The sequence below is a fragment of the Neobittarella massiliensis (ex Bilen et al. 2018) genome, assembly GCF_900289145.1.
Lineage (GTDB): Bacteria > Bacillota > Clostridia > Oscillospirales > Ruminococcaceae > Neobittarella > Neobittarella massiliensis.
The window spans coordinates 210,391-221,789 of record NZ_OKQO01000002.1; the positions used below are offsets into that span (position 1 = coordinate 210,391).

9 protein-coding genes, 1 pseudogene and 1 riboswitch are annotated in these 11,399 nt (G+C 57.5%); of the genes and pseudogenes, 5 read left to right on the plus strand and 5 right to left on the minus strand.

Annotated elements, in window-relative coordinates:
- Window positions 1-49: 49 nt before the first annotated feature.
- Together C6Y32_RS03775 and C6Y32_RS03780 are read right to left on the minus strand one after the other, a co-directional pair.
- Complete coding sequence (locus C6Y32_RS03775; protein WP_105203833.1) at window positions 50-997, minus strand: L-lactate dehydrogenase; 948 nt, start codon at window positions 995-997, stop codon at window positions 50-52.
- Window positions 998-1,067: 70 nt separating this feature from the next.
- A complete protein-coding gene (locus C6Y32_RS03780; protein WP_105203834.1) occupies window positions 1,068-1,697 on the minus strand; it encodes a redox-sensing transcriptional repressor Rex in 630 nt (209 codons plus the stop codon).
- Window positions 1,698-2,408: 711 nt separating this feature from the next.
- On the opposite strand from C6Y32_RS03780, the gene C6Y32_RS03785 reads away from it, so the two are divergent.
- Both C6Y32_RS03785 and C6Y32_RS03790 read left to right on the plus strand, forming a co-directional pair.
- Window positions 2,409-4,028 (plus strand): recombinase family protein, encoded by a 1,620-nt coding sequence (locus C6Y32_RS03785; protein ID WP_105203835.1) that lies wholly within the window; start codon window positions 2,409-2,411, stop codon window positions 4,026-4,028.
- 6 nt (window positions 4,029-4,034) lie between these two features.
- Window positions 4,035-4,781, plus strand: a pseudogene (locus C6Y32_RS03790) (nucleoside recognition domain-containing protein); the annotation flags it as partial.
- A 139-nt stretch (window positions 4,782-4,920) separates the two neighbouring features.
- Here C6Y32_RS03790 and C6Y32_RS03795 read toward each other — a convergent pair.
- From C6Y32_RS03795 to C6Y32_RS15265, 3 genes are all read right to left on the minus strand, one after another.
- Window positions 4,921-5,328, minus strand: a complete 408-nt coding sequence (locus C6Y32_RS03795) for a VOC family protein (protein WP_105203836.1) — start codon at window positions 5,326-5,328, stop codon at window positions 4,921-4,923.
- A 51-nt stretch (window positions 5,329-5,379) separates the two neighbouring features.
- Complete coding sequence (locus C6Y32_RS03800) at window positions 5,380-5,988, minus strand: sugar O-acetyltransferase (protein WP_105203837.1); 609 nt, start codon at window positions 5,986-5,988, stop codon at window positions 5,380-5,382.
- Between the two features lie 120 nt (window positions 5,989-6,108).
- The gene (locus C6Y32_RS15265; protein ID WP_164998124.1) at window positions 6,109-6,261 is read right to left on the minus strand and encodes a hypothetical protein; all 153 of its coding nucleotides are present in this window, start codon (window positions 6,259-6,261) and stop codon (window positions 6,109-6,111) included.
- Window positions 6,262-6,401: 140 nt separating this feature from the next.
- On the opposite strand from C6Y32_RS15265, the gene C6Y32_RS03805 reads away from it, so the two are divergent.
- The 3 genes from C6Y32_RS03805 (at window position 6,402) to C6Y32_RS03815 (ending at window position 10,262) form a co-directional block, all read left to right on the plus strand.
- Window positions 6,402-7,025, plus strand: a complete 624-nt coding sequence (locus tag C6Y32_RS03805; protein ID WP_105203838.1) for a stage II sporulation protein M — start codon at window positions 6,402-6,404, stop codon at window positions 7,023-7,025.
- A gap of 141 nt (window positions 7,026-7,166) precedes the next feature.
- Complete coding sequence (asnS, locus tag C6Y32_RS03810; RefSeq protein WP_105203839.1) at window positions 7,167-8,558, plus strand: asparagine--tRNA ligase; 1,392 nt, start codon at window positions 7,167-7,169, stop codon at window positions 8,556-8,558.
- Window positions 8,559-8,960: 402 nt separating this feature from the next.
- Window positions 8,961-10,262, plus strand: a complete 1,302-nt coding sequence (locus C6Y32_RS03815; RefSeq protein ID WP_105204112.1) for an aspartate aminotransferase type Ic — start codon at window positions 8,961-8,963, stop codon at window positions 10,260-10,262.
- Between the two features lie 809 nt (window positions 10,263-11,071).
- A riboswitch (cobalamin riboswitch) is annotated at window positions 11,072-11,255 on the plus strand.
- Window positions 11,256-11,399: the final 144 nt, after the last annotated feature.

The window sequence follows — 11,399 nt, forward strand, 5'->3', positions numbered from 1 at the left end:
CTGCCGCCCGCCGGTGACAGGCAGCAGCTGCGGGCGCGGTGGAGGGGGATTAGATCTCGAGGTTGTCGATGACCGCTCTCAGGCTGTCGGCACTTCTGTGCAGCAGGCCGACCTCCTCGTCGGTGAGGGGGGCGACGATCTTGCCGGCGAGGCCGTCCTGCCCGACGATGGACAGAGTGCTCAGGCAGACATCGTCGATGCCGTACTCGCCGTGCATCATGCTGGAGACGGTGAGGGCGGTGTCGGCGCCGGAGAAGATGCATTTGCAGATGTGGCAGACCGATACGGCCACGGCGTAGAAGGTGGCGCCTTTGCGCTCGATGATCTTGCCGCCGGATTTGCGGATGTAGGACTCGACCTCGTCGTGGACCAACTGCGGGTTGACCGCCTCTTTATCGGTGAGGCACTCGCTGTAGCGGTCGATAGCGATGTTGGAGATGGTGCCGATGGACCAGGGGACAAAGGAGGTGTCGCCGTGCTCGCCGAAGACGTAGGCGTGTACGTTTTGCTGGTTGATGGAGTAGTACTCGGCCAGGCGGGCGCGCAGGCGGGCAGTATCGAGAATGGTGCCGGAGCCGATGATCTGTTTCTCGGGCAGGCCGGACACCTTATTGAAGATGTAGGTGAGGATGTCTACGGGGTTGCTGACGATGATGTAGACGGCGTTGGGCGCGTACTTGACGATCTCGGGGGCGATGGACTTGGTGATGTTCACATTGACCTGCGCCAGCTCCAGGCGGGACTGACCGGGCTTTCTGGCCACACCGGAGGTGAGGATGACGATGTCGGAATCCTGCGCGTCTTTGTAGCTGCCGGCGTAGATGGAGATCGGCGGGCAGAAGGAGACGCCCTGACGGATATCCAGCGCCTCGCCCAAGGACTTGGACTCGTTGATGTCGATCATCACCACCTCGGTGGCGATGCCGTTGACGGCCATGGTGTAGGCGATGGTAGAACCAACGCTACCTGCTCCAATAATCGTGACTTTCTTACCCATAGTAGTTCCTCCCAATTTTTTTGCGGTTTGACCGCTGACTTTCACTTGTTTGCGACTCGTTGCCGGTGGCCTATTTGGCCCCCTTGAGGTGGTAGGAGAGCAGAGCCAGTGAGCTGGCCATGTTCTCGCGCTGGATGAGCACGCCTTCGGGCGCTACCAGGTGGACCGGAGCGAAGTTCCAGATGGCCCGCACACCGCCCTGCACCAGCGTGTCGCAGCAGGACTGCGCCACCTCGGCCGGAACGGTGAGGATACCGATCTGCACGCCGTGGGTGCGGCAGAAATCGGGCAGCTGATCGGCCGGCAGGATGGGCGTGCCATCGACCGGGGTGCCGATGAGGGCCTGGTTTTTGTCGAACGCGGCCACGATATCGAGACCGTACTCGGCAAAGCCCGTGTAGGACAGCAGCGCCAGACCCAGATTGCCCACCCCCACCAGCACGGCACTGTTTTGGGTGCCGTAGCCGAGGAAGTGCTCCAGATCCCGGATGAGATCGCTCACCAGGTAGCCCACCTTGGGTTTGCCGGCGTCGCTGACTGCGGCCAGGTCTTTGCGCACCTGCACCTCGCCCAGGCCCAACGCAGCGGCGATGGCCGCAGCTGAGATGTTGGGCAGGCTGTCTTCAGACAGCGACTTGAGGTAGGAGAGGTAGGTGGGCAACCGACCCAGCGTGAGTTTGGATACGCCGCCAGTCTCCATGGAAAGCACTCCTTTCTATATGGCTCTGCAAGGGGAGATCCGCTCATTTGCATCATAGCATTTCGACAAGATTTTGTAAATGTTGCAGTAGGTACAATCGGCATTTTTCTATCGATATATTTTTATCGATATAGTGCAAAAAACAAAATCTCAGGGCAAATGACCCCGCTGTCGGCTGCTGGTACGAATTGCGGCAGTCCCTTAGCAGGCATAGGCACGAGACCTTGTTAATAATATAACATATACTTACGCCGATGAAAAGGGCTTTAGAACAAATCTGACAGACTTTTTCAAAAAAATTGTGGTTTCTGCCATTTATTTGCAGAGATCGGGGGAGAAAACTCTAAAATCGTCGGTTGGGGAGCAGAGGACGGGATACGTGCGAGGTGGTGATGGAGAGGTATGTGTGCTTGGGAACGCTATTCGCTTTGGGGACACCTGCAAAGATGGTGGAGAGAGAAAGAAGCGTATTCGGTGTGGGGCCGCGATATATTTGGGAGAGGCGCCAGGGCTGTGGAGACTGCGCTTTTCGGCGTGTTTTTTATAAGGTGCCGCGGGAGAGGTTTTGCCGCCGGGCGAGAGATGGTATAGGTTCATTTTATGGGCGGCTGGTATGGGTGGTGTGGGCTGACCCGGATGGAGGGCGGTCATGCATGGATGTATGCACGCCTATATATAAGGTAGGAGCAGGGCGAAATCAGGGGGGCGAAGATGCGATTTTTTATTTACAGCCGCAAGTCGGTCTGGTCGGCGCGGGGGGACAGTGTAGAAAATCAGGTAGAGATGTGCCGCCGCTATATTGCAGAAAAGTTTGGCGGGGGGGAGCACCAGATTGCGGTGTATGAAGACGAGGGGTTTTCGGCCAAGGACACCGACCGGCCGCAGTTTCAGTTTATGCTGCGCGACCTGTACGAGCAGCGGCCCGACTACCTGATCTGCTACCGATTGGACCGTATCAGTCGCAGTGTGAGCGACTTTTCGGCGCTGGTGGAGGAACTGGCGCGGCAGGGGACGGCGCTGGTGTGTATGCGGGAAGAATTTGACACCGCGAAACCCATGGGCAAGGCGATGATGTACATAGCCAGTGTATTTGCCCAACTGGAGCGGGAGACGATTGCCGAGCGCGTGCGGGACAATATACTGCTGCTGGCGCGGTCGGGCCGTTGGCTGGGGGGCACGACGCCCACCGGGTACCGCTCGGTCCAGGTGCGGGAACTGGTGCTGGAGGGACGGGTAAAGACCGCCTGTAAGTTGCAGCCGGTGGAGGAGGAACTGCAGTGGGTGCGGCAGCTATATGCTGTGTACATACAGGAGCACAGTTTGTCGGCGGTACACCGGGCGCTGGAGATGCTGGGGGCGCGCAACCGGCGGGGAGTACCGTTTACCCGTATGGGCGTGAAAGCCATGCTGCAAAACCCGGTGTACTGCGCGGCGGACGCGGAGGCACACAGCTATTTTACCGCGCGCGGAGCGGCGGTGTGCTTTGACCCCCAGCAGGCGCCGGACCGGGGGCTGCTGGTATACAACAAGCGCGGCGCCGGCGGCAGACGACAGGAAGTGGAGCAGTGGGTGGTAGCCGCCGGGCGGCACCCGGGACTGATCTGCGGTGGGCAGTGGGTGCGGGTACAAAAGATCTTGCGGGAGGAGCAACCGGCCACCGATCGGCCGGGTAAGCAGCACAACGATTACGCCATGCTTTCGGGGCTGATGTTCTGTACCCGCTGCGGACAAAAGCTGCTGGCTAAAAAGCGCAGCGGCCCTCAACGGGAGGGGCAGTACGACTATATCTGCAGTAGTAAATTGACCGCCGGCACCAGACATTGTGACAGCCAGAACTTGGCCGGACCGGCGACCGACCAGGCAGTATGGCAGCACCTGTGCGGCTATTTATGTGCCCGGCCGGAGCAACTGCAGACGGCGCTGGGGCAGCTGCGGCGCGAATATATACAGCAGCTGCCCCAGTCGCCGACCCAGCTACAGCGCGAGATACAGCGCGCCCAGACGGAGATACAAAATCTGGTAGCGGCACTGTCGGCAGGCAATGCGCCGGCCATAGCTGGGCATATTGCCCGGCAGATAGAGCAGCTGGACCGGCAGGTGCTCTGCTGGCAGCGGCAGTTGGAGGGGCAGGGACAAAGGACCGAGACGGCACCGGTAAAGCGAGAGGCTGCCCGGCTGCTTAGGAGACGGCGCTGGCTGGAGGACCTGGATAGACGGCAGCGGCGGCAGCTGGTGCGGGCGGTGGTGCAGCGGATGGATTGGGATGGGGAAAAGCTGTATGTCTATTACCGAGGCGAGACCGGACAGGAGAATGGCGGTGGTGGAAGTTGACCTTTGTGCGGCGGCGGTTTCCCGACGCTTATTGCAATTATCTCGATGTTTTTTGTGGGGGCGGCTGCCGGGGCTTGGCAGTCGGTCTCATCGACACTGCTGCTGACCGGGGTGATTGTGCTGGGAGTGGTCATGACCTTTTTGGTGTCGCGGCTTTTGTCAAAGACCATCTTAAAGGGCATACCATCGAGCTTTACGCTGGAACTGCCCCCCTACCGTAAGCCGCAGATCGGCAAGGTGATCGTGCGGTCGATCTTTGACCGGACGCTGTTCGTACTGGGGCGGGCGGTAGCGGTGGCAGCTCCGGCGGGGCTCATCATCTGGCTGATGGCCAACGTGCAGATGGGAGGTGTCAGCCTGCTGGCCCATTGCGCCGGATTTTTAGACCCGTTTGCCCATCTCATCGGCATGGATGGCGTGATCTTGCTGGCGTTTATTTTGGGCTTCCCCGCCAACGAGATCGTGGTGCCTATCATGATCATGGCCTATATGTCGGCAGGTAGTATAATGGAGTTCAGCAGCTTGGTACAGCTGAAGGAGCTGCTGGTACAAAATGGCTGGACCTGGCTGACCGCTGTTTGTACCATGCTGTTTTGCCTGATGCATTGGCCCTGCTCCACCACCTGCATGACCATAAAAAAGGAGACCCAGAGCTTGCGGTGGACGCTGGTCTCGTTTGCGGTGCCGACTTTATTTGGTATCGTCATCTGCTTTATCGTGGCTACGACCGCAAGGCTTTTGGGGCTGGCCTGACCGGGATGGGCGCACGAGACGCGGCCGTGTATTCGGCGGCTGCCGGGTGTGCATGGAGCTGAAAAAAGAAAAAGAGCGGGCACTCCTGTGAGAGAGGAGCGCCCGCTCTTTATTGCGTTTGGGTACCGGACATTCGGCGCTAGATATCGCCGCCGCTGAGTTCGAAGAGATTTCCCTCTGGGTCGCGAAAATAGGTGCAGTGCATGCCCCAGTCTGCGATGTACTGCGGCTCGCCCAAAAATTGCACGCCGGCTGCGCGGAGGCGCTGATAGTCGCCATCCAGATCGCTGGTGGGGAGGATGGCGACCACTGTATCGGGCTGCTGTGGGGCGCCCACAGGCGGCTGGTAGCCCTGAAACATGGGCATGTTGGCACCGGAAAAAATGGCGAAGCAGGGCGGCTGGCCCGGAGCTGTGGCGAAGGAGGTGTAGGGGCCGTTGCGGTCGCCCCAAACGGGAGTGAGACCGAGTTTTTGAGTGTAGAAGTCAAAACACTGGCCGTAATTTTTTCGCACCAGGATGCGAACAGTCAATTTGTCAAAGTGCATGATGGCTGTACTCCTTTTTATAACTGCCGGCGATGTGCGCGCCGCACCGTGTTACAGATCGGCGTTGCCGACGTAGTTTTGACGGGTCTTTTCGTCCATGCGGTCGGCATCGGTGATCTGGCGCAGGACGCGGCAGGGGTTGCCCACCGCCACTGTATTGGCTGGGATATCGCGGATGACGATGCTGCCGGCGCCGATGACCGCGTTGTCGCCGATGTGCACCCCCGGGCCGATAAAGACATGAGCACCGATCCAGACGTTGTTGCCGATATGTACCGGTTCATTGATGATGCCGCCCTGGATGCGCTCCTCGGGGTGGACCGGATGGCTGGCAGTACAGATGGTGACGTTGGGGCCGATCTGCACGTCGTCGCCGATGACTACTTCACCCGAATCCAGCAGGGTAAAACCGAAATTGGCGTAGAAATTGTTGCCGATGGTGGTAAAAAAGCCGCGGTCACAGTGAAAAGGGGGCTCGATGAGGGGCTTTTCTCCCACTTTGGCAAACAGATCGCGCAAGATCTCATCGCGCTTTTGTACCTCGGTGATACGGGTGAGGTTATAGTCGTAGGTGAGCTGGCTGGCCCGGTAGGCATCCTGCCACCAGGGCTCGACGTAGTGGTAGTAATTGTCGAGCTTTACTTTGTCGTTGTAGGCCACAGGGGCACCGCCTTTCAGTTTTTCACCATGTTACCACATACTGCCAGCTTATGGCAACACAGAGCGGGCAGAATATCGGGTGGCGGTTATGTACAGGGGCTTTTGGCCCCTGGTGGGTACTCAGATCTGGTCGAGAATGTTCTGGGCGCACTGTACGAGCTCCTGCTCGCTGTAAAAGTTGACCCCGTTTTGCCGGATAGACTCCTGAATAAAGGTGGGCAGCTTGGCAAAGCAGGTGCTGGATGACAGATCGATGGGCTGTTTCATCTCCATGAAAATTCACCTCCAACAGTAGTTTTTGCCGGTGAGCACCGGTTATCGGCGCCAATCTCTGCCGGTTTTGGTGCGTGATTGACATTTTTGCCACAACGTGTAGAGTATAGTGTAGTATTGGCAAAAAAGGAGCGGTGCAGATGCGTTTTGTAAAGCGGCAATATGTGCTGAGCTGGTACTTTTTTAAAAACCGGCTGCAGAGATATTTTTGGGGCGCCAGTATTTTATTTTTTGGGGCGGCGTTGGTGACGGGGGTGGTGATCGCCCGGAACCCCCAACTGCTGAGCCAGCTGTTGGAGGCGATATCAGCCACCTTTACCAGCAAAGGCGTGTACCGGGCGGACGGCGGCTTATCGCTGGTGGCAGTGCTTTTTGGAAACATTCGCGCCACCGCCACTACGGCGCTGATGGGGCTGGTGCCGTTTTTGTTTTTGCCGCTTTTTTCACTGGGGGTAAATGCCGCTATACTGGGGGTGCTGGGGGCGGCTTATACCAGTTACGGCGCCGGGCTGTTTACCTATTTGATGGGGATACTGCCCCACGGGATCTTTGAACTGCCGGCCATTGTGCTGTCGTGTGCGCTGGGGGCCTATTTGTGCTTTGAGCTAGTGTGCAAATTGGTGGGCCAGCGCCGGGGCGTGCCGTTTACAGCGGTGTTTGTGAATGCACTGCGGCTGTATTTGACGGTGGCGGTGCCGCTGCTACTGATCGCCGCGCCGGTGGAGGTATACATAACGCCGCATATTTTTGCGCTGTTTTTGTGAGGCGGAGTGCGGTGGCGATATTGCCGCCGCACCTTGTAACACCCGCGTTTTTGTACTATACTAATAACATTACTGTGTAGTTTGCCCCGTGACCGGTAGTTTGCCGCCGGGGGATAGCATTTTTGTTGGAGGAGAGACGACATGGAGAGAAAGACTATTGCTCAGCTGTACCGCGCAGCCGAGCAGAAAGAGGGACCGGTAAAGGTATGTGGCTGGGTGCGCACGCTGCGCGCCTCGAAATCGCTGGGATTTATTGAGCTCAACGACGGCAGCTGCTTTAAGAATCTGCAGGTCGTTTTTGAGGACGGCAAAGTCGAGGGGTTTAAAGAGCTCTCCAAGCTGAATGTGGGCAGTGCGCTGGTGGTAGAGGGAACGCTGGTGCTGACCCCGGACGCCCGTCAGCCGTTTGAGGTGCACGCGGCTGCCATTGAGGTAGAGGGCCCCTCGACCCCGGACTATCCGCTGCAGAAAAAGCGCCACTCGGTGGAGTTTTTGCGGACTATCGCCCATCTGCGCCCCCGCACCAACCTGTACAGTGCGGCTTTTCGGGTGCGCTCGGTAGCGGCCTACGCGCTGCACAAGTTTTTTAATGAAAACGGCTTTGTGTACGCCCATACGCCGCTGATCACCGGCAGCGACTGTGAGGGGGCCGGGGAGATGTTTCGGGTGACCACCCTGGACATGCAAGACCCGCCCCGCAGCGAAGACGGCAGCATCGACTACAGCCAGGACTTTTTTGGCAAAGAGACCAGTCTGACGGTATCGGGCCAGCTCAACGCCGAGTGCATGGCGCTGGCTTTTGGCAAGGTGTACACCTTTGGGCCCACCTTCCGGGCAGAGAACTCCAACACGCCGCGCCACGCAGCTGAGTTTTGGATGATCGAGCCGGAGATCGCCTTTGCCGACTTGCAGGACGATATGGATCTGGCAGAGGCGATGCTCAAATCGGTCATCGGGTATGTGTTGGAGCAGTGCCCGGACGAGCTGGCCTTTTTTGACCAGTTTGTGGACAAGGGTCTGCTGGAGCGGCTGAATAAGCTGGTGAACGCCGAGTTTAGCCGCTGCACCTACACCGAGGCGGTGGAGATACTGGAAAAGGTAAAAGACCGCTTTGAGTACCCGGTATACTGGGGCTGTGACCTGCAGACCGAACACGAGCGCTACCTGACCGAACAGGTGTTTGGCCAACCGGTGTTCGTGACTGATTACCCCAAAGAGATCAAGGCCTTTTACATGCGCCTGAACGACGACGGCAAAACGGTAGCTGCTACCGACCTGCTGGTGCCCGGTGTTGGTGAGATCATTGGCGGCAGCCAGCGCGAGGAGCGGCTGGACGTATTGCGCGAGCGGATGCAGGAGATGGGCCTTAAAGAAGAGGACTACAGCTGGTACATGGACCTGCGCCGGTTTGGCAGTGCCAAGCACGCCGGATTTGGGTTGGGCTTTGAGCGGCTGATCATGTATATCACCGGTATCCAGAATATCCGCGATGTTCTGCCGTTCCCCCGCACCACCGGTTCGGCCGAGTTTTAAAGGGCAAAATTGCCAAAGGCCAGTGGCAGCGGTTTTGCTGTTTTTGATAAGGCGTGACGTTTGCTTTTGGACGAAATCACAAATGTGCTTTCTGCAAATACACGGCTGTATTTGATACAGAGACAAAACGCGAAAAAAGAGCTTGCTTGCAGGCTCTTTTTTCTTGTGTTTTGGTGAACTTTTCCCTAAACTTTGTGTGGTTTTTGCAAAAAACGATTTTGGATACTTGCATTTTTGTGCCGTTGTCCAAAGATGTTCTGAACAGTTGATACAGCTGTGTTTTTGGGTGTAGAATAGTGCATATACTAAAGAGAGAGACCGGAGCAAAGTGGTGTGTTAGTCACTAAAATGCAGGAATTTGAATTTCTGGTTTGCAAATTTTTTGAAGGGGAGTCGAGTTTTATGGCGCAGCCATACAGCGCATTGTCGACAGAGGAGATCAAGGGGAAGCTGGAGAAGTTTTACCAGCTCTATAAAATATATCAGGGCGAAGACCTGAAACTGGATATGTCGCGCGGCAAGCCTTGCACCCAGCAGCTGGATCTGAGCATGGGCATGTACAAGGTGCTGGAAGACACCCGGGACTTTTTTAGTGAGGACGGTTTTGACTGCCGCAATTACGGGATCCTAGACGGTGTACCGGAAGCCAAGCGGCTGTTTGGAGAGCTGATGGGTGTGCCGGAGGAGCAGCTGTTTATAGGCGGCAACTCCAGCCTGAACCTGATGTATGACGCGCTGGCCAAGTTTATGCTGCTGGGCAATGCCCGCAGCGAGCGCCCCTGGTGCCGGGAGGAAAAAGTGAAGTTCATCTGCCCGGTGCCGGGTTATGACCGCCATTTTGGGATCTGCGAGGAACTGGGCATTGAGATGATCAATGTGGACATGTTGCCAGATGGCCCGGATATGGATGCGGTAGAGGCGCTGGTGGCGCAGGACGCCAGCATCAAGGGCATGTGGTCGGTACCGATGTACTCGAACCCCGAGGGGACGACCTACTCGGCGGAGACGGTGCGGCGCCTGGCGGCCATGAAGCCGGCGGCCCCTGATTTTGTGCTGATGTGGGATAATGCCTATATGGTACACCACCTGGAAAAAGAGCGCCGCGACAGCTTACCCAATATTTTGGACGTGTGCGCTGAGTACGGCAGTGAGGATATGCCGCTGGTGTTCACCTCGACTTCGAAGATATCGCTGCCCGGCTCGGGCCTGGCGATCATGGCCGGCAGCCGCCGCACTATGGCCTATATGAAAAAGCGCATTTTGGCCCAGACGATCGGCCCGGACAAGATCAACCAACTGCGGCATGTGCGATTTTTTAAAGATGTGGACGGCATTATGGCTCACATGGAAAAGCACGCCGCCATTATCCGCCCCAAGTTTGAGCTGGTGGACACGATGCTGCACCGGCACCTGGACGGCCGCGAGATCGGCCGTTGGAGCAAGCCCTATGGCGGCTATTTCATCAGCTTTTTCACCCTGGATGGCTGTGCCAAACGGGTGGAGCAGCTGTGCGGTGACTGTGGGGTGAAGCTGACTGCGGTGGGAGCTACCTACCCGTACGGCAAGGACCCGCACGACGCCAACATCCGTATTGCCCCTACCTACCCCAGCCTGGAAGAACTGCAAAAAGCCATGGAGATCTTTTGCCTGGCGGTAAAGATCGCCTCGCTGGAACAGGCAGCTCGGGAGCGGCTGGCGGCCTGAAAGGCATAGATCTCGAGAATATGACACCCCGGTGGCGACTGCGCTGCCGGGGTGTTTTTATGTGCGCTCTGTGTGCTGCAAAGTATTTTGAGGAGTGGGCTGAGCGAAAATGCGGGGCGCGGAGATGTTTAGACGCTTTTTCGGAGATTACTGAAAGAGCAATTTTTTTGGCGTGCGGCACGCAAACAGATGGCCAGGATGAGTACCATCGAATTTTTATGGGGGCGGTGGTGAGCGGCAAACGAGCGCCGACAGGATGGGGGAGATAAAGAGGTGGCCGCTGTGCGGTATGGGTCTGCCGCAGGTGTGGACTATTGGTTCGTAGTGTGGTGTGGGTGCGACCGGGTGCTGTGGACTGGGCGAAACAGGTCAGGAGGGGACCACCGACTTGACGGTGGGCGGGAGAGAGCGTGAGAACATGATGCGATTGCGGTTGCGTTTATTTTGCAGCTTTTGTGCTGTGGCTCCACAGCGCATGACCGGATTATTGGCACAACAGTTGCTCCGGTGGGCTTGGTATACAAAAACAGATCTTTGCCCGATGAAGGGCGGTCGATCCGGCGCAGACAGGTGCTTATATTGTTGGCGCGGTGCGATGTTATTGCGAGGAAGATGCAATGACATCGAATCGAACATCTGTATTTGTATGCTGGGATAAAGTAGGGCTGATGGGGAGAGCGTTTATTGGTGATGGGATCGCGCACCGCAGAGAGCCGAGAACCAGCACATTAAAACCGGAAACAACAGCTGTGGCGGCGGTGTGTTGGGGGGAGGAGCCGGTTTGACAGCCCTGCTTTGCATGCCGTATAATAGAGAACAGACGAGAGAGTTCACCGCTGGGTGATGAAAAGGGAAGTCAGGTGCAAGTCCTGCGCAATCCCGTTGCTGTGATGCGGAGCGCCCCCACTGTGTGCCACTGGTCCTGAAGGGCCGGGAAGGCCGGGCGGCGCGCTGATGCTGAGCCAGAAGACCTGCTCTGCTCGAGATGTCATTTTGCTGCGGAGGACAGGGAATGCCGTCGACTGGAGCGATCGCTGCGCCCGTGTGATCTTTGATACTGTGGGTGCAGCAGGCACTTGGCGATAGGCTCTCTGCCCCCCTCTGCGCGGTACAGGGTGGCAGGGAGCTTTTTTGTGC

Excerpts from the sequence above, each read along its gene's own strand:
- C6Y32_RS15265 (WP_164998124.1), bottom strand. The coding sequence starts at position 6,261 with ATGGAGATGAAACAGCCCATCGATCTGTCATCCAGCACCTGCTTTGCC.
- C6Y32_RS03780 (WP_105203834.1), bottom strand. The coding sequence starts at position 1,697 with ATGGAGACTGGCGGCGTATCCAAACTCACGCTGGGTCGGTTGCCCACC.
- C6Y32_RS03815 (WP_105204112.1), top strand. The coding sequence starts at position 8,961 with ATGGCGCAGCCATACAGCGCATTGTCGACAGAGGAGATCAAGGGGAAG.
- C6Y32_RS03805 (WP_105203838.1), top strand. The coding sequence starts at position 6,402 with ATGCGTTTTGTAAAGCGGCAATATGTGCTGAGCTGGTACTTTTTTAAA.
- asnS (WP_105203839.1), top strand. The coding sequence starts at position 7,167 with ATGGAGAGAAAGACTATTGCTCAGCTGTACCGCGCAGCCGAGCAGAAA.
- C6Y32_RS03775 (WP_105203833.1), bottom strand. The coding sequence starts at position 997 with ATGGGTAAGAAAGTCACGATTATTGGAGCAGGTAGCGTTGGTTCTACC.
- C6Y32_RS03785 (WP_105203835.1), top strand. The coding sequence starts at position 2,409 with ATGCGATTTTTTATTTACAGCCGCAAGTCGGTCTGGTCGGCGCGGGGG.
- C6Y32_RS03795 (WP_105203836.1), bottom strand. The coding sequence starts at position 5,328 with ATGCACTTTGACAAATTGACTGTTCGCATCCTGGTGCGAAAAAATTAC.